The organism is Streptomyces sp. NPDC002787, assembly GCF_053592095.1.
In genome coordinates this window covers 1-17,960 of sequence record NZ_JBSFVC010000072.1, presented here as the reverse complement: position 1 = coordinate 17,960, position 17,960 = coordinate 1, and the positions used below count along the sequence as shown (strand labels likewise).

16 protein-coding genes and 1 pseudogene are annotated in these 17,960 nt (G+C 69.5%); 10 read left to right on the top strand and 7 right to left on the bottom strand.

Annotated features, from left to right (window positions below):
* Positions 1-91: 91 nt before the first annotated feature.
* Positions 92-1,018 carry a LysR family transcriptional regulator gene (locus ACWD26_RS43635; protein ID WP_451279268.1) on the bottom strand — a complete coding sequence of 309 codons (927 nt, stop codon included), beginning with the start codon at positions 1,016-1,018 and terminating at the stop codon, positions 92-94.
* Between the two features lie 200 nt (positions 1,019-1,218).
* Between ACWD26_RS43635 and ACWD26_RS43630 the strand changes: the two genes are divergently transcribed.
* The 9 genes and pseudogenes from ACWD26_RS43630 (at position 1,219) to ACWD26_RS43590 (ending at position 9,443) form a co-directional block, all read left to right on the top strand.
* A complete protein-coding gene (locus ACWD26_RS43630) occupies positions 1,219-2,376 on the top strand; it encodes a tartrate dehydrogenase (protein ID WP_451279266.1) in 1,158 nt (385 codons plus the stop codon).
* Positions 2,373-2,558: pseudogene (locus ACWD26_RS43625) on the top strand (hydantoinase B/oxoprolinase family protein); the annotation flags it as partial. The gene ACWD26_RS43630 and the pseudogene ACWD26_RS43625, both read left to right, overlap by 4 nt.
* A 40-nt stretch (positions 2,559-2,598) precedes the next feature.
* Entirely contained in the window at positions 2,599-2,862 is a 264-nt protein-coding gene (locus ACWD26_RS43620) for a hypothetical protein (protein WP_451279274.1), read from the top strand.
* 37 nt (positions 2,863-2,899) lie between these two features.
* Entirely contained in the window at positions 2,900-4,174 is a 1,275-nt protein-coding gene (locus ACWD26_RS43615; protein WP_451279264.1) for an MFS transporter, read from the top strand.
* Positions 4,175-4,235: 61 nt separating this feature from the next.
* Positions 4,236-5,222 carry a phosphoglycerate dehydrogenase gene (locus ACWD26_RS43610; RefSeq protein WP_451279262.1) on the top strand — a complete coding sequence of 329 codons (987 nt, stop codon included), beginning with the start codon at positions 4,236-4,238 and terminating at the stop codon, positions 5,220-5,222.
* A 42-nt stretch (positions 5,223-5,264) separates the two neighbouring features.
* Positions 5,265-6,650: an acyclic terpene utilization AtuA family protein gene (locus tag ACWD26_RS43605; RefSeq protein ID WP_451279260.1), complete on the top strand. Its 1,386-nt coding sequence runs from the start codon at positions 5,265-5,267 to the stop codon at positions 6,648-6,650.
* Entirely contained in the window at positions 6,643-6,972 is a 330-nt protein-coding gene (locus ACWD26_RS43600; protein ID WP_451279258.1) for a DUF4387 domain-containing protein, read from the top strand. The genes ACWD26_RS43605 and ACWD26_RS43600 overlap by 8 nt, the downstream gene beginning before the upstream one ends.
* Before the next feature lie 68 nt (positions 6,973-7,040).
* A complete protein-coding gene (locus ACWD26_RS43595; protein WP_451279256.1) occupies positions 7,041-8,495 on the top strand; it encodes a DUF6351 family protein in 1,455 nt (484 codons plus the stop codon).
* A 111-nt stretch (positions 8,496-8,606) separates the two neighbouring features.
* On the top strand, positions 8,607-9,443 hold the full coding sequence (locus ACWD26_RS43590) for an SDR family oxidoreductase (protein ID WP_451279254.1): 837 nt from the start codon (positions 8,607-8,609) through the stop codon (positions 9,441-9,443).
* A gap of 588 nt (positions 9,444-10,031) precedes the next feature.
* Here ACWD26_RS43590 and ACWD26_RS43585 read toward each other — a convergent pair.
* A complete protein-coding gene (locus tag ACWD26_RS43585) occupies positions 10,032-10,607 on the bottom strand; it encodes a TetR/AcrR family transcriptional regulator (RefSeq protein WP_451279252.1) in 576 nt (191 codons plus the stop codon).
* 104 nt (positions 10,608-10,711) lie between these two features.
* Here ACWD26_RS43585 and ACWD26_RS43580 point away from each other — a divergent pair, with 104 nt between their 5' ends.
* Positions 10,712-11,563 (top strand): SDR family oxidoreductase, encoded by an 852-nt coding sequence (locus tag ACWD26_RS43580; RefSeq protein WP_451279250.1) that lies wholly within the window; start codon positions 10,712-10,714, stop codon positions 11,561-11,563.
* A gap of 993 nt (positions 11,564-12,556) precedes the next feature.
* Here the strand turns inward: ACWD26_RS43580 and ACWD26_RS43575 are convergent.
* The 5 genes from ACWD26_RS43575 to ACWD26_RS43555 form a co-directional block, all read right to left on the bottom strand.
* Entirely contained in the window at positions 12,557-13,117 is a 561-nt protein-coding gene (locus ACWD26_RS43575) for a SigE family RNA polymerase sigma factor (protein ID WP_451279272.1), read from the bottom strand.
* Between the two features lie 240 nt (positions 13,118-13,357).
* Positions 13,358-13,744 (bottom strand): hypothetical protein, encoded by a 387-nt coding sequence (locus tag ACWD26_RS43570; protein WP_451279248.1) that lies wholly within the window; start codon positions 13,742-13,744, stop codon positions 13,358-13,360.
* 157 nt (positions 13,745-13,901) lie between these two features.
* Positions 13,902-15,080, bottom strand: a complete 1,179-nt coding sequence (locus ACWD26_RS43565; RefSeq protein WP_451279246.1) for an XdhC family protein — start codon at positions 15,078-15,080, stop codon at positions 13,902-13,904.
* Positions 15,077-17,257: a xanthine dehydrogenase family protein molybdopterin-binding subunit gene (locus ACWD26_RS43560; protein WP_451279244.1), complete on the bottom strand. Its 2,181-nt coding sequence runs from the start codon at positions 17,255-17,257 to the stop codon at positions 15,077-15,079. Before ACWD26_RS43560 ends, ACWD26_RS43565 begins: the two co-directional genes overlap by 4 nt.
* Positions 17,254-17,796 (bottom strand): FAD binding domain-containing protein, encoded by a 543-nt coding sequence (locus ACWD26_RS43555; protein WP_451279270.1) that lies wholly within the window; start codon positions 17,794-17,796, stop codon positions 17,254-17,256. Before ACWD26_RS43555 ends, ACWD26_RS43560 begins: the two co-directional genes overlap by 4 nt.
* Positions 17,797-17,960: the final 164 nt, after the last annotated feature.

Genomic DNA, 17,960 nt, shown 5'->3' with positions numbered 1-17,960 from the left:
GTTCAGCCGAAGGCCGCTTCCGTGTACGGCGGTTACCGGACCAGGTGATCAAGTTCGGCACACCATTCGACACCGGACGTTAAAGATCAAGCTAGCCGGCGCTCCGCGGGTCGGCGGGCCGGCCCTGCGCATGTTCCAGCCGGAGCGGGAGCCGTGCGGCGAGGTAGTCGATGAGGGCGCTGACACGTCGCGGGACGTGCCCGTCCTCCTCCAGGAGGGCGTAGATGTCGGCAGCCGGTGTCGACAGGTGCGGCAGGACCCGGACGAGCTCGCCCCGCTCCAGATGCGGCCTGACGTGCCACTCGGAGCGCATGATCACACCTCGGCCCTCCAGTGCCCAGCCGGTCACCACGTCACCGTCATTGCTGGACAGGCTGCCGTGCACCCGCACATGCCGGGGACGGTCCGCGTCCCCGAAGCGCCAGAGCGCGAAATCGCTCTCGTTCTCCCGCAGCACGATGCAGTTGTGGTGGGCCAGGTCCTCGATGTCGGCCGGGGTGCCGTGCTCGGCGAGGTAGGACGGCGACGCGCAGGGCACGCGCCGGTTCCTGGCCAGACGCCGCATGCGCAGCGAGGAGTCGGGCGGCATGCCGACGTGGACGGCCACGTCGAACTCGCGCTGGTGGGGCCGCAGTGGAAGCGCGGACGTCTGCATCCGGACGTGCAGGTCCGGATGGGCCGCGGCGAACTCGCCGAGCAGCGGCGCGATATGCGCGCGACCGAGACCCAGGGTGGCTTCGACGACCAGCGACCCGCGCAACCCCCCGGCTCTGTCGGTGATCGTGTCCTCGAGTTCGCGTACCTGGTCGAGGATCGCCTCGACGCGCGCCGCGTACAGCTCGCCTTCCGAGGTCAGCACGAGCCGGCGGGCGCCGCGCTGAACGAGCCGGACATCCAGGCGGCGCTCCAGCGCGCTGAGGCGTTTGCTGACGACGGGCAGGGAGCAACCGAGTTCCCGCGACGCGGCAGTCAGCGTCTGGCTCGACGCCACCACGTGGAAGAACTCCAGGTCGTCCACGACTAAACGGCTCCTGGACCAAGGGCGGCCGGAACGCCGAGAGCTTTCCATGGGGGAAAACGTACCTTGCCGGTTACGGGCTTGTAACGCCTGTCGCCGCTGGCCAAGGTAGGACCCAGCAGCGCCGTCGCGGAACGCCTCCAAACAGAGTGCTCAGTACCGGACTTGCGCATCGACCACATCAACTGGGGAGTGCCTCCGTGCCGCAGAGCTATCGCATCGCAGTGATTCCGGGTGACGGGATCGGCCGCGAGGTCGTCCCGGAGGGTCTGAGGTGCCTACGGGCCGCTGCCGAGGTGCACGGCTTCGAACTCGACGTCACCGAGTTCGACTTCGCCAGCGCCGACTACTGGCTGAAGCACGGCACGATGCTGCCCGAGAACTGGCGGGACGTACTCGGTGCGTTCGACGCGATCTTCTTCGGCGCGGTCGGATGGCCGGAGGTGGTCCCGGACCACGTGTCGCTGTGGGGCAGCCTGCTCCAGATGCGGCGGGGCTTCGACCAGTACGTCAACCTGCGCCCCGTCCGGCTGCTGCGCGGGGTACGCAGTCCGCTGCGCGACCACCAGCCGGGCGACATCGACTTCTACGTCGTGCGGGAGAACACCGAGGGCGAGTACTCCAGCATCGGCGGCCGGATCTTCGAGGGCACCGATCGCGAGACGGTGGTCCAGGAAACGGTCATGACGCGGACCGGCGTCGACCGTGTCCTGCGCTATGCCTTCGAACTCGCCTCGTCCCGCCCGGGCAAGCACCTGACCTGGGCGACGAAGAGCAACGGGATCTCGATCTCCATGCCCTACTGGGACGAGCGCGCGACCGAGATGGCCGCCCGGTACCCCGACGTCACAGCCGACAAGGACCACATCGACATCCTGACCGCGAAGTTCGTCCTGCAGCCCGACCGGTACGACGTGGTCGTCGCCAGCAACCTGTTCGGTGACATCCTCTCGGACCTGGGCCCGGCCTGTACCGGAACGATCGGCATCGCCCCCAGTGCCAACATCAACCCCGACCGCTCCTTCCCCAGCCTCTTCGAGCCGGTGCACGGGTCGGCGCCGGACATCGCAGGTCTCGGTGTGGCCAACCCCGTCGGGCAGATCTGGAGCGGCGCCATGATGCTCGCCCACCTCGGCGAGCACGAGGCGGCCACGCACGTCGTGGCCGCGATAGAGAGCGTCCTGGACGAGCGGCCCGATGTGGTCACCCCCGACCTGGGGGGCCCGGGGACCACGGCGGGACTGGGAGAGGCCATCGCGGCCCGGATCGCCGCGAGGCCGCTCGCCGGCCACGGCGGAGGAGCGGCGGCCGGTGACGGGGCCGGTCGCGCGGTCGAAGAGGGGAGCTCGGCGTCATGATCAGACCTGTCTCCCACCCGGTCGGCTTCGAGGTGCGCTGGGACCGGCCGGCCGCCGCCACCGACGAGGCGGCCTCCACGATGCTGCGCACGGCCTTCTCCACGATCATCCGGGAGTCGAAGGACCACACCGTCGTCCTGATGGACCGAGCGGGCCGCACGATGGCCGAGTCGCGGGCGGGCATCCCCGCCTTCGCTCCTGGGCGCGCCGGCGGCACACGGCGTGCGCCGCGGCCTGCGCCTCCAGGTCGCCCCACACCCCGTCTGGAACCGCTACGCGCTCACCCCGGGAACCGAACTGGCCGGCCCGGCGATCTTCGAGGAACGCGAATCGTCCTGCTCCTTCGGGCCCGACTGCCGGATCCGGGTCACCCAGGACCTGGCCCTCGTGGTCGAGGTCGGCCGGGCCTGGCCACGGTCCCCCCGCTCGTCCCGAAGAGGGCGGATGTCTCCCAGCCCCCACGCCCACACCGAACCCATCCAGTAGCTGCCCAGCATGGTGGCGGCGCGAAGGGACGCCCCCTATGACGACGGTGTCAGCAGGGCACCGCACACGTACACGGCGCATCACGTTCCTGGTCGCTCTCGCGGTCTTCGCACAGGAGTCGACCTGGAACTTCTACGAATCCCAGGTTCCACCCCTGCTGCGGGAGCACCTCACCAGCGCGGGCGTCGTGGGCCTGCTGATGGGCATGGACAACCTGCTCGGCATCTTCATCCAGCCGTGGATCGGCAACCGGTCCGACCGCACGAGGACCTCCTGGGGACGGCGGATGCCCTACCTGGTGGTCGGCATGCCGATCTCCGCCGCGCTGTTCCTCCTCATCCCGCACAGCGCGGCGTCCTTGCCGCTCCTGATCGCGGTGCTGTTCTCGTACGCGCTCGTCGCCAACACCTTCAAGCCGATCGCCGAGGCGCTGGTACCGGACTTCATCGCACCCGAGCGACGGAGCCGAGCCAACGCCGCGGTCAAGATCGCTTCGAGCATCACAGCCATCGTCGCCGCGCTCATCAGCATCTTCCTGGTCGACAACCATCTGAGCCTCGCGTTCGCGATCCCCTCGATCATCATGCTGATCTCGATCGGGGTGCTCGCGGCCACCGTGCGCGACAGCCGCTCCCCGGCCTACCAGGCGGCAGTGGCCGAGAGCGAGGAGAAGCACGGTGCCGAGCGCGCCGGGCCACGGGTCCGCGACACCTTCACCGAGATCCTCAAGGACACCGATCGCAGCCGGCTCCTGCTGCTCCTCACGATTTTCCTCTTCGGCAGTGCCTGGGCCGCCTCCCGCTCACTGATCACGCCCTACGGGATGGAAACCCTGGACATGTCACGGGGAGCCGCCGGCGGTCTCACGCTCCCCAGCGGCATCGCCTTCATCCTGGCGGCCTACCCGGCAGCCGTGCTCGCCGAGCGTTACGGACGGCTCCGGGTCATGGCCGTGGGCATGTCGATCTTCGCCGGTTCCATGGTGCTGGGGACGCTCATCCGGACTCCGACGGGGGCCACCGTGGCCCTGTGCCTCGCGGCCGCCGGCGCGGCCTGCTTCCTGGTCAACGCGGTGGTCGTCCTGTGGAATCTCGCCCCCTCGGCACGCGTCTTCGGAACCTACGCCGGGATGTACACCGTCGGCTGGGCCGGCGGCGGCTTCGTGGGCCCGGCGGTGGTCGGCGCGATGGTCGACATCACCGGCTGGCCCCTCATGCTCATCGACATCGCCATCGTCGCCACGCTGTCGATCGTCGTCGTGGCCAGGATCAGTGTGCTGCAGCGGCGCACCGCCCTGACCCCAGCGAAGTAATCAGCCCATCCCCGCAGCTCGGCGCGAACCCGGCGCCCGGCGCAGCCAGAGACGAGGAACCGTGCCCCGCATCCTGATCACCACGGACTACCTGCGGCCCGACGACGAGGTCGACCACTACCTTCGGGCGCACGGCCACACGACGGTCCACGCCCCGCTCATCGGCCGCCGCGGGCCCGAGCAACTCGTCGCCGCCCTCGACGGGATCGACGCGGCGCTCGTCGCCCATGAGCCCCTGACCGTCCAGGTCCTCTCCGCAGCACCCCGCCTGCGCGCCATCGTGCGCACCGGCGTCGGCTACGACTCCATCGACATCGCCGCCGCGGGCAAGCTCGGCATCACGGTGAGCAACCTGCCGGGAATCAACGCGAACGCCGTGGCCGAGTACACCCTCGGACTGCTGCTGGCGGCCGCGCGGCGGCTGGTGCAGAGCGCGGCGGGTGTCGCGGCCGGCCGGTGGCCGAGGGAGGACGGTCACGAGCTGCGCGGCTCGACGCTCGGCCTGATCGGGTACGGGGCAGCAGCGCGCGCCGTGGTGCCGCTGGCGCGGGCCTTCGGCATGGAGGTGCTCTGCACGACCGGTGTACCGGAGAACGAACGGCCGGACCCGTCGGTGCGGTTCGTCGCGCTGCCCGAGCTGCTGGCGGCATCCGACTACGTATCGGTGCACACCGCGCTGACGAACCGCACCCGAGGTCTCCTCGACGCCTCAGCCTTCCGGCGGATGAAGCCGACGGCGGTGCTGGTCAACACCGCGCGGGGCGCCGTCGTCGACGAACGGGCCCTTGCCGACGCCGTGCGCACCGGCGAGATCGCCGCGGCCGCTCTCGACGTGGTGAGCGAGGAGCCGCTCCCGGCCGACAGCCCGCTGCGGGACGTCGAGGGAATCGTCGTCTTCTCCCACCTCGCGGGCCAGACCGCCGAAGCCCGCGCCGCCGCCGGCCTCGAAGGGGCGGCCGAGGTGGTGGCCGCCCTCGAGGGCCGCCCCCGGTTCGCGGTGAACACCCACCTACTGCCGCGCACCCCCACTGCCCGGGCCGACGGGTGACACCCGCCCGCCACGTGCCCGGCACCGACAAGAAAGAGGAACATGGACAACGAACGGCGTGACCAGGTCAAGGTCCTGGCACCGACCGGCATGCTCGGAGCCGGCTTTCCCGAGGCCACGATCGAGCGAGGTCTGGCGCTCGGCGCCGATGTCATCTCCGTCGACGGGGGCAGCACCGACTCCGGCCCCTACTACCTCGGCGCGTCACAGCCCAAGACCACCCGTGCGGCGGTCGCCCGTGACCTGAGGGTCCTGCTCAAGGCAGCGGCAGGCGCCGGCATCCCGCTGATCGTGGGCTCGTGCGGCACCAGCGGAACCGACGCCGGTGTCGACTGGGTCGCCGGCATCGTCGCCGACATCCTGGCCGCCGAGGGACTTCGGCTACGGGTGGCGCGCATCTACAGCGAGCAGGACACCGGCGCGCTCCTGAAGCGCCTGGACGAGGGCCGGATCCATGCCCTGCCGCCGCTGGGCGAACTGGAGCCGGAGACGTTACAGAGCTGCACGCACATCGTGGGCGCCATGGGGCACGAGCCGATCGTCGCCGCGCTCCAGGCCGGTGCACAGGTCGTGCTCGCCGGGCGCGCCACAGATACCGCCATTGCCGCCGCCTACCCGCTGATGAAGGGAATGCCGGCCGGGCCGACCTGGCACGCTGCCAAGATCATCGAGTGCGGCGGGCAGTGCACCAGCGATCCCCGCGCGGGCGGGGTGCTGGCCACCATCGACGCCGACGGCTTCACCATCGAGCCGCTCGATCCCACGGTCGCCTGCACACCGATCCTGGTCGCCGCCCACATGCTCTACGAGACGGTGAACCCGTTCCAGATGCGCGAGCCGGACGGCACCCTGGACGTCCGTGAGGCCGCCTACACCGCCTTGGACGACCGCACCGTGCGGGTCGAACGCTCCCGGTTCCATGTCGCCGACCAGCACACCATCAAGCTCGAAGGCGCCCGGATCACCGGCTACGAGACGATGTCCTTCAGCGCGATCCGGGATCCGCACATCCTCGAAAACATCGACGACTGGGCCGATCTCATGCGCACGATGATCAGGCAGCGGGTGGCGCAGACGATCGGCCTGAGCGAGGACAAATACGCCTTCGACCTGCGCCTCTACGGTCACAACGCCATCCTCGGGGATCTCGATCCGGCAGCGGGTCCGCCTCGTGAGGTGGGAGTCATGCTCCTCGTCAACGCACCGGACCAGAGCACCGCCACCGCCGTCGCGAAGATCGCCAACCCCTTGATGCTTCACCTGCCGACGGCCGACATGGACTACCTGCCGAGCCTCGCGTTCGCCACCTCACCGGCCGAGGTCGAGCGCGGCCCGGCGTACGAGTTCGTGCTCCACCACGTCGTCGACACCCTCACCCCCACCGACATGTTCCGCACCGAGATCGAGGAGGCCTCCCACCATGGCTGAGACCACCCCCACCACTCTGGGAGACCTGGCGTACGAGGTCCGGTCCAAGAACGCCGGGCCCTTCTGGGTCACCATGGAGCTGTTCATGCGTGACGCGGACGGCTATCGCATCGCCGCCGACGAGACGTTCCTCAACGAGGGCACGGTCGCCCGGCTCTACGGACTCGACGAGGCCGACGTGCAGATGTTCCGCATTCCGTCGCTGAACGTCGTCAAGATCTCCTTCCCGCGTACCGTCAGCCAGGCGTCGCTGCACGACCGTGACATCCACTCCGGTCAGCACCATGTGCCGCTGGCCGTTCTGCCCGTGCCCGCGACCTGACCCCGAACGCGCCTGCCCGACACGGTCGTTCACCAGCGCACCCCCACAAGCACCTGAAGGAGCAGTCCTTGATCACCCCTGTCGTGCCCGAACCCGGTACCCGTCTCCGGACCCGCTTACGCCGTTTGGCGACGTTGACGGCACTGCTCGCGGCCGCGGTCGTCGGCACGCTCGGCACCGCACCGGCCGCCCCGGCGGACGCCACGCGCCCCAACGCCACCACCTGCCCGGGCCACTTGGAGGAGAAGGCCGACTGTTACACCGGCCGGGACGCCAACGGCGCCTACTACACCATGGCCGTCCCCGAACACTGGAACGGCTCCCTCGTCGTCCACGCCCACGGCGGTCCCGACTTCTCCTACGACGAGTCCACCACCACCGAGGACCTGCAACGCTGGGCGGTGATGGTCGACGAGGGCTATGCCTGGGCGGGCTCCTCGTACCGGCGCGGTGGCTACGGGGTCAGGATGGCCGCGGCCGACACGGAGAACGTACGCCGCCTGTTCGTCAGCCACTTCGGCCGCCCCGACCGCACCTACCTCCATGGCCAGTCCTGGGGCGGCAACGTCGCGGCCAAGGTCACCGAGACCTACGGCGGGAGGCGTGGCGCCTACGACGGGGTCCTGCTGACCAACGGCTTCCTGGCCGGCGGTTCGCGCGGCTACGACACGCGCGTGGACCTGCGGACGGTCTACCAGTACTACTGCCGCAACCTGCCCCGTCCCACCGAGGCGCAGTACCCGCTGTGGCAAGGGCTGCCCGCGGACTCCAGGATGACGCCGGAAGAGGTCCACGGCCGACTCCAGGAGTGCACCGGCATCGACTCGGAACCGGCCGACCGGACCGCGGAGCAGCAGCGCGACCTCGACGACATCCTGGCCGTCACCCGCATCCCGGAACACTCACTGGCCACGAACATGCAGTACGCGGCCTTCCTCCTCCAGGACATCGTGTCCCACCGGCTCGACGGCCGGAACCCCTTCAGCAACCGTGGGGTCCGCTACGACGGTTCGCACGACGACAAGGCACTCAACGCGGGCGTCGCACGCTTCTCGGCCGACCCCACCGCACGCCGCGACCTCTCCTACGACAGCGACCTCACGGGACGGATCGCACTCCCGGTCCTCACGCTGCACGCAATCGACGACCCACAGGTCTTCGTCGAGCACGAGGCGGCCTACCGCGCCACGGTCCAGGCCGCCGGCCGAAGCGAGAACCTCGTCCAGACCTTCACGAGGGAGAGCGAGCACAGCGCCCTCAGCACTGCCGAGTACGCCAACTCCCTGGCGGCACTGGACACATGGTCGCGCACCGGCCGGAAGCCCTCCCCCACCTCGATCGCGCGTGCGTGCGGCGCGTTCGACACCGCCTACGGCGGCGGCTGCTTCTACGATCCGGCGTACCGACCCGCGCCGTTCGCCTCCCAAGTCCGTCCCCGGCCCGGCGGCTTCCACTGGCCCGCCATGTCCGCCGCGCGGGAACAGGCGTGGAGCCGCATCGACGGCGTGGGCATCGCCCCCTGAGACCGTCCAGCGGTCCCGTATCCCCCAAGCGCCACCGCAGCAGCCCCGGCGAACCCAGCCCTCAAGTCGACTTCAACTCCTAACGTCGCTGTCATTGATGAAAGGAGCACCATGTCAACCACATGGTTCATCACCGGCACTTCTTCAGGTTTCGGGCGTCTGCTCACCGAGAGGCTGCTGGCCCGCGGTGACCGGGTCGCCGCGACCGCACGCCGGCCTGAGGCGCTGGATGATCTGCGTGCTCGATATGGTGAGCGCCTCTGGTCGGCCCGGCTCGACGTCACTGATACCGAGCAGGTCCACCAAGTCGTGGCGGATTCCTTCAAGGCGCTCGGCACGATCGACGCGGTCGTCAACAACGCCGGTTACGGCGTCTTCGCCTCCGTGGAAGAGGCCACTGACGAGCAGATCCAGCGTGTGATCAACACCAACCTCCTCGGGTCGATCCACGTCATCCGCGCAGCCCTACCGCATCTGCGTGCGCAGGGGCACGGACGCATCGTGCAGGTGTCGACCGCCGGCGGCCAGACCACCTACCCGAACTTCAGCTACTACCACGCGTCGAAGTGGGGAATCGAAGGCTTCTGCGAGACGGTGGCTCGCGAGATCGCCCCGTTCGGCATCGGCCTGACCATCGTCGAACCCGGCGCCACGCGGACCGGATTCGCCGGTGCTCTCGACACCGCACCCGTGATGCCGGAGTACGAGAACACCCCGGCAGGTGAGGTGCGGCGCGCCATCGCATCGGGCGACTTCCCCCTGCCGAACGACCCGCACAAGATCGCGCAGGCCATGATCGACCTCGTCGACTCCGGAGACACGCCGCTGCGCCTGCCCCTCGGGTCCGACACCTACGAGGACGTACGGGCATCGCTCGTCGCCCGGCTCGCCGAACACGACGCACATCGCGACATCGCACTCGGGGTGGCGAATCGCGACTCGGAGTGATTCGGCCTGTCGGCGGGCGTGTATCCCGGAGCGGGACGAGCCCGAGACATGGCCACGGTCGCCGGTTCGAAGAGGCCGGTCCCGGAGCGGACCCGGATGCCTGAATCTGATGTCGGCCCTCGACACCAGTACGACGGCAGGCGGGTCCGTGCCGGAGGCGGGCTCAGTTGCGGCGCGTACTGTCACATGCGCCGATCCCTGGGCGATGTTGTGGAGGCACGCGTTGTCCGGGAGGTTGGCGACGACTCGGCGCACCAGGTCCTCGTCGTCGGCCATCCGGCACACCCCACCCCGATACTCACCCCACGCACCGTGTGCGTCACGCCGTCGTTGTTGCGGCTCGGACCCGAGACGTCGACCGTCCGGATCTCCTGCGTCTGTCCGTCCGTGATCGGCCGGCTCGAACGATCTGTCGCCTCTCGGCGCCTTGGTGCGGCTTCCCCTCACTGTGAGCAACGGGACGGCATGCTGTGATGTGCGCAGTTGCTGAGGGCCGGCGACGCCGGTCGCCCGGCGCCGGCCTCCCGCCGTCCCCGCGGCGGAGGGACACTTGCGTCGTGTTCGACGCACGGGTCCGGCAGCTTGGTTTCAGCTCGCGGTCGAGTCCTTGGTCAGCGCGTCCATCAGGAGGTCGATGAGGCGACGGGTCTGCTCTTCGGTGCTGTGTTGCACGGAGTAGGCGATGCCGCCCATGAGGAGTAGGACGTCGTCGGAGGTGACGTCGGTTCGCAGGCTGCCGTCCCGGGCGCCTGCCTCGAGGAGGGAGGCGACGGCGCCCGTGAGGAGTGTGCGGCTGTCGGCGTATGGGTCGACTCCGGAGGCGATGACCGCATTGAGTGCTGCGGACATGCCGCTCTTGGCCGTGGCGTAGTCGACGAAGTGTTCCATCCACATTCGGGTGGCCTCGGCGGCCGGATGTCGGGTGAGGAGATCGGTTGCCTTCTCGCACACGCCGGTGAGTTGGTGCCGGTAGGCGGCGTCGATGAGGGCCTCTCGAGTCGGGAAGTGGCGATAGAGCGTACCTACCCCGACGCCCGCCTGCTTGGCGATAGCGGCTGGCGCGGTGTCCAGCCCTTGCTCCGCGAAGACCCGGGCCGCGACCACCAACAGGCGTTCCCGATTCTGCAGCGCATCGCTCCTGGTCCGGCGGGGGGTGGCGGGCATGCGGGTTCCTTAAGGTGCCTGGCTCCGATTGCATTCCGGAATCCGTTCCGCTTAACTCGTAACCGGAATAGATTCCGGTATCACTCTACTTCCAGGAGGCTCTCATGCCCACTCCCTCCGACAAGGCCGTACGCCACTGGTTCGTCACCGGAGCCTCCGGCGGCCTGGGCCGCCGACTCACCGAACACGCCCTCCGGTGCGGTGACCGTGTCACGGCCACGATCCGCTCTTCCGCAGCCCTGGAGGACCTGCGTGAGACGTACGGCGACCGGTTGAACATCGAGATCCTCGACCTGACCCGGTCGGCCGACATCGACAAGGTGGTCAGCAGGACTCTCCAGTCCGGGCCAGTGGACATCGTGGTCAACAACGCCGGATACGCAGTGGTGGGCGCCGCCGAGGAGATGACCGTCGAGCAGATCCGCGATCAGATCGAGGTCCTGCTGCTCGCCCCGATGCTGATCACCCGGGCCTTCCTGAAACCGATGCGCGAGCAGGGAGGAGGCCGGGTCATCCAGATCTCCAGCATGGGCGGCCAGATCGGCACCCCCACCCACAGTTCCTACCACGCGGGCAAGTGGGGACTGGAGGGCTTCACCGAGAGCGTCAGCCGCGAAGTCCGCGACTTCGGCATTCACCTCACCCTGGTCGAACCCGGCGCCACTCGCACCGGCTTCGCTTCCGCCCTGCACTACACCGACGAAACAACCCCCTATCACGACAACGCCGTCGGCCGGACGCGGCGCTACCTTCAGACCGCCGACGACAGCGTCTTCACCGGCGACCCGGCCAAGCTCGCCGCCGCCATCTACGACAGCACCCGCCGCCCGAACCCGCCTTTGCGCCTCGCTCTCGGTTCCGACACCTATCACGCCATCCACGCCGCACTCACCGAACGTCTCACCGCACTCGAAAGGCAAAAGGATCTTGCGGCATCTGTCGCCTTCACCCCCTGATGCGAACGTCCTGCACGCGGTCTCACTCAGTGCCCCTCAAGCAACTCCCGCAGGCGTCGCATGTCGACACGTATCTCCCAGTGGATCCGCAGCCGGCGGAACCACTACAGGTGGGCGAACGGCTGCTCCACGACGCGGCGCTGAGTAGCCAGGCCGGGGCCGTGCTCGGTGCCTGCCGAGCCGCGTTCGGTCGGCATCACATCCGGACGGCGTCGAAGCTGGCCACGCCTGCCCGGCACTGGCACCGGCGGCACGGCGCGGAGGAGTGAGGTCGGCCGGGTGACGTCGTTGCGGCCGCCGCAGTCAGGGGCGCGGCAAGCAGAGGTGGCCACCGCACACCCCAAGGCAAGGCTTCCACTCCGATCACGCTCAGGTCGCTCGCCGAGTGAATAGTTCCTGAGCTGGTATTCCGGCAGGACACCGGAAGCAACGGCCGAATGCGCTGCCACTCGGCGTCGGTGCGCATCTGTGGACTTCAGAACTCCGGACTGCACCAGAGGTCCTGCACTCATGCACGGTCGCGATGAGGACGACGGCTTCGAAAGGCGGGGTCATCGTCCTGTGGTGGTGGCCGGGGACGCCGGGTCAGGTGCTTCCCTGGTTCCGGCTCCTTCGGGTGGCGTAACCGGTTTGGCGGGGGAGGCGGGGGCCGGGGGCGTGGGTGTGTTCACTGAATGCGGGGGAGTGCCGGCTGGAGGGGCCGGGCGATCCGAAGTGTCGTTCGTGACCGCGAACAAGGCGCAGGCGGCAACCGCGGCCAGTCCCAGCAGTGCGACGGCGGTCCGGCGAAGGGGCAGGGGCCACCGCCTGGGCTCGGTGGGAAGGAGGGCAGGCCGCAGGTGTCCCGCTTCGACGGTGTCGGCCCGGGCGCTGAGGGCCTCGCGCAGTCGCTGTTCGATCGCCTCGTGGGGGATCTGGCCGGGGCTCATCGCCGGGGCTCTGCAAGGTGTTGGCAGCGGGAGGGACGGCAGCCAGGCCGGGCGGAGTGGGTGGTCATCGGGGTGTCTCCTGCAGTTGTCTGCCGAGGGCGTCCAGGGCCCGGCTGGCGGTTGACTTGACCGTCCCGCGGGAGATGCCGAGGGTGTCGGCGATCTGTGCTTCGGTGAGGTCTGACCAGTAGCGCAGAACCAGGACTTCGCGTTGCCGACTGGTGAGGCGCCGCAACGCGTCGATCACTTCCTTGTGTGTTTCGGCGAGGAGCACGCTGTGGTCGGCGGAGGGGCAGGGGTGTTCGCGCTCGGGGATGTAGGCGCGTGCCGTGCGGCGTCGACGCAGGACGGAGCGTGCTTTGTTGACGACACTGGTGCGCAGGTAGGCCTCGGGGTCGTCCAGGTTCTCGAGCCGGTCGCCGTGGCGGTGCAGGAGGGCGGTGAACGCGTCCTGCACGACGTCCTCCGCTGTGGGGAGGTCGTCCACCAGGAGCAGTGCCAGTCGCACCAGAGTGAGCCGGCGGTGGTGGTAGAGCTCGCTGAAGCCGTGCTCGTCCCCGGCTGCGGCCGTGCCGGGGGAGAGGGCTTTGAACGGCCTGCTCCAGCCGTCCTTCCGAGTCGTCAGTGAACGCGGAGCGAGTCCGCCCTGTACGAGCCCGCGGAGGCTCTGCCACCAGGTGACCGGTGGTGCGGGGGTGGGGATCGTCGCTGTGCTCACGTGTCTCCTGGGCGATACGGGACGGGTCTGTCCACCCGGGCGCCGGGTGGACAGACCGTGCTGTGGGGCTGGGGCCCCGCAGCGTGCGTTCACGTGGTGTTGCCGGATGGGCTGGAGCCGGTCAGCGAGTCGATGGTGCCGGAGAGCTCACTGGGCCGGAGCCGCCGGCTGCTGCACCGGCTGGGCGGGCTTGGCGTCCGCCGGGACGTCGGTCTCCGACCCGGGCGCGTGGGGCTGGGCGGGCTGCTGTACCGGCTGGGCGGGCTTGGCCTGCTTGGGGACGTCCGTTTCGGAGGTGAGTGCGGGCGTCTCGGACCCGGACACGTAGGGCTTGGCGTGCTTCCCGGTGGAGGTGGACTTCGCGGGGGTGGCGGAGTGAGCCTTCTCGGCTTCGGGGACATCCGGCCCGGTGGTGTCGGCGTGGGCCGTGAAGGCTCCGCCGAGGGCCAGCGCGGCGCCCATGACGGAGACGCCCAGTGCGGCGCGGACCCGGCCCGGGCGGGAACTGCGGGCGGCGGCGTGACGTACTGACATTTTTTGGTCCTCGAATCATCGGTTTCGACTTGCTGGGCTGGGCGTCCGTCATGGATGGCTTGCCATGCGGAGGCCCTGTGCTGGAGGCGCATCCATTTCGACAGACGCCTCAAGCCCCTCGGGGTTGCAGGTCGAACGACACCGATGCGTGGGCAATTCAGTGATCTGGGTCACTGCGGCTGGGACCGGTTGCAGCCAGTGGGGCCGGGGGTGGCTGCCTCCTCGCCGCCCGCATCGCGTGGACCGGCCCGTCGCGGTCGGACAAGCGCACTCCCTGGCCACCGTGCCGGTTGGCGATGATCTCGGCAGCGATGGAGACGGCCGTCTCCCCGGCGGAATGCCCGCCGAGGTCGAGCCCTACGGGGGAGGACAACCGCGCCAGAGCGAGCGAGGTGACGCCGGCCCGGCACAGGGCCGCGGTGCGCCGCTGATGAGTGCGACGCGAACCCAGCGCCCCCACGTACTCGACATCCAGCCCGAGCGCGGTCTTCAGCAGAGGGAGGTCGAACTTGGGGTCGTGGCTGAAGGACACGACCACGGTCCGCGCGTCCACCCGCCCGGCCGCGGCCTCGCCGGCCAGGTACTGGTCGGGCCGGGCCACGACCACTTCGTCGGCGTCCGGAAAGCGCTCGGCTGTGGTGAAGACCTGGCGGGCATCGCACACCGTGACCCGGTATCCCAGTGTCCGGCCGATCGACGCGAGGGCTGAGGCGAAGTCTCCGGCGCCGAACAGCAACATGCGCGGAGGCGGCGCGAGGGAGCGTACGAAGACGCGGATGCTCTCGGTGTCGTAGCTCAACAGTGCGCTGTCACCGCGTCGCAGCAGGGCTCGTGCGTTGTCCGTCAGGTCCGGTGGGATGTGCGGTGGGCGCAGGCTGCCGTAGTGGTCGTCGGCGTGCAGGACCACATGTGTGCCGACGGCCTCCGGACGCGGATGGTTCACCACGGTGGCGACGGCTGTGGGGATGTCGGCCCGCACGGATTCCATCACGTCGACAAGCTCGGGGAAGGTGTGGATGTCGACGGGTTCGACGAGGATCTCCAGCGTGCCGCCACAGGTGAGGCCGACGGCAACAGCGTCGTCGTCGCTGATTCCGTAAGTCACGTGTTGGGGGCTGCCGTTGAGGATGGCCTCACGGGCCCGTTCGAGTACGTCGCTCTCGACGCAGCCGCCGGACACGGACCCCACGACCCGCCCCTGAGGGGTGAGCACCATGGCTGACCCGGTCGGGCGCGGGGCAGAGCCGAAGGTGCGCACCACAGTCGCCAGTCCGGAGGTCTCGCCGGAGGACCACGCCTCGTACAGTGCGTCCCAGACTCCGTCGTGGCCGGTCACAGCAGCTTGTCCTGGGTGAGGGGAAGGTCGCGCACGCGCTTGCCCGTGGCGTGGAAGACCGCGTTGGCGATGGCGGCGGTGACCCCGGTCATGGGGGTCTCGCCGAAGCCGCGGGCGCCGAGGGCGTTGCTGGCCGGGTCGGGCTCGTCGATGAACTGCACCTGGATGTCGGGGACATCGGCGTTGACCGGTATCAGGTAGCCGGAGAGGTTCGGATTGACGATCCGCGCCGTCGCGGGATCGACGAGGGTGTGCTCGAAGAGCGTGAAACCGATGCCCCAGATCACGCCGCCCAGGACCTGACTGCGAGCCGTCTTGCGGTTGAGGACGGTGCCTGGGTCGTAGCAGCCGGCCACGCGGGTCACCCGGACCCGGCCGAGCAGCGGGTCGACGCGCACTTCGACGAAGACGGCGCCGGTCGAGTAGCCGAGGGGAGTGTTGACGGGTTCGACCTGGAAGGTCAAGGGCTTGCCGCCGTGGCCGACCACCGAGCGATAGCTCACCCGGGCGCGCGGGTCGGTGGTGTCGAAGAGATGGCCGTCGGCGGTGTCCACGCGCTCGGCGGGGACACCGCGCAGCGGGGAGCCGGGCTGGGCCACGGCCAGGTCGATGACGGCCCCGCGTGCGGCGGTGCACACGCGGTTGACGGCGCTGCCGACGCCGGGCGCGGTGGTGGAGGCGCCGGAGGCGAAGCTGAAGGGGAAGGCACTGTCGCCGAGTTCGAAGGTCACGTCGGAGACGGGTACGCCGAGCACTTCTCCGGCGATCTGCGTCATGATGGTGTACGTGCCGGTGCCGTTGTCCTGGGTGCCGACCTGGATGAGCACCTTGCCGTCGGTGCCCAGCGTCATACGGGCCCCGGCACCGGGCCTGCCGCCCGCGGTGTGCGCGGACGTGGCCATGCCCCAGCCGACGAGTTCACCGCCGTCGCGCATCGAGCGGGGGCGCGGATCGCGCCGGGACCAGCCGAACATCGACGCGGCGCGGCGGTAGCACTCGCGGAGGTGGTTGCTGCCCCACTCCTCGCCGTTCTCCATGTTCCGCGCACTCCAGTTGCGTACCCGCAGCTCGACCGGGTCCATGTCCAGGGCATACGCGAGTTCGTCGAGCCCCGCTTCCTGGGCGTGGCCGGCGCACGCCTCCGGAGAGCGCATGAAGCTCTGGGTGGGCAGATCCAGGCGTACGGCGTGCTGTTCGTTGGACAGGTGGGGGATGTCATACAGCATGCGGATCGGCTCGCTGCTGTTGAACAGCGCGACGTCGTTGCGGGTGACCTGCTGGGTGATGACGTGGTTCAGCGCGGTGATACGGCCGTCGCGGCGGGCGCCGAGCTCGATGGTCTGATGCGTCTGGGCGCGGTGGCCGTTGGAGGTGTACATGTGCGCGCGGGACAGCACGAGCTTGACCGGTCGGCCCAGTGCGCGGGCGGCGGCACAGGTCAGGATGGTGTGCGGCCAGATGGGGCCTTTGGTGCCGAAGCCGCCGCCGAGGAAGCGGGAGATGATCCGGACGTCGGCGAGGGGGACCCCCAGGGCCTGGCTGACGACTTGCCGGGTGCCGTCCACCCCCTGCGTGGTCTCGTACACCGTCACCTTCGGGCCTTCCCACGCGGCCGTGGTGGCGTGGGGCTCGATGGGGTTGTGGTGGTGCATGGGGATCGTGTACTCAGCCTTGATCCGGATGTCCGCCTGGGCCATGCCGGCCGCTGTGTCGCCGCGTCGGAAGGTGTTGGGTCCGTCCGGCCCGGTGGGTGGCTGGATCACCTCGCCCTCGGCCAGTTCGCCCTCGGGTGCGCCCGGTTCCTCGTAGTCGATCTCGATCAGTTCCGCAGCCCGCTGCGCCTGTTCCAGGGTCTGCGCGACCACGAAGGCGACGGGCTGGCCCGCGTGATGAATCTGCGGAGTCTGCAGGGGAATGAACGTCTTGAAGAACGTTCGGTAAGTGGGCTGCGACAGACGCGGCATGGTCTCGTGGGTGTAGACAGCGATCACGCCGCGCGCCGCTTCGGCGGCCCGGGTGTCGATCCGGGTGACCCGGCCGCGGGCGATGGTGCTCATCGCCATGAACGCGTGGGCCAGACGGGGTAGCCTCACATCGGCCGTGTACTCGGCTGCGCCTGTCACCTTCAGCTGGGACTCGACGCGGGACAGCGGGCGGCCGACGACATCGGTGCTCATCGGGAACCTCCAAGGAAACGGCCGAGTGCGTCCTGCAGTGCGCGCTGCACCAGCTCGACCTTGAACGCGTTGTCCTCTCGCGGCTGTGCGCCCCGGACCAGAGCGCGTCCGGCCGCGGCGATGCTCCGCCCGGTCAGCGCCCGGCCCCGCAAGGCGGCTTCAGCCTCCGAGGAGCGCCAGGGACGGGTGGCGATGCCGCCGAAGGCGAGGCTGGCCTTCTCGACGGTGCGTCCGTTCATACGCAGCACGGCGGCGACGGACACGACCGCGAACTCGAAGGTGGCGCGGTCGCGGACCTTCAGGTAGCGCTGACGGCTGTCCGGGGTCGGCAACGGCACGTCGACCGCGGTGATGAGCTCGCCGTGTCGCAGGGCGTTCTCGATGTGGGGAGTGTCATCCGGCGTCCGGTGGAAGTCGGCCATGGTGATGGTCCGCCCACCGTCCGGACCGAGGGTGTGAAGGGTGGCGTCCAGTGCGCGCAAGGCGACCGCGAGGTCGGACGGGTGGACGGCGATGCAGTGGTCGCTGCCCCCGAGGATCGCGTGCCAGCGGTTGCGACCCTCCAGCGCGGAACAGCCACTTCCCGGCGCCCGCTTGTTGCAGGCGAAGTGTCCCTCCCCTCGTAGCGTGAAGACCGTGACTGCAGGGGAAGTTGGGAGTCATGGCGGAGAAGCGACGGAAGTTCGATCCGGAGTTCCGTGAG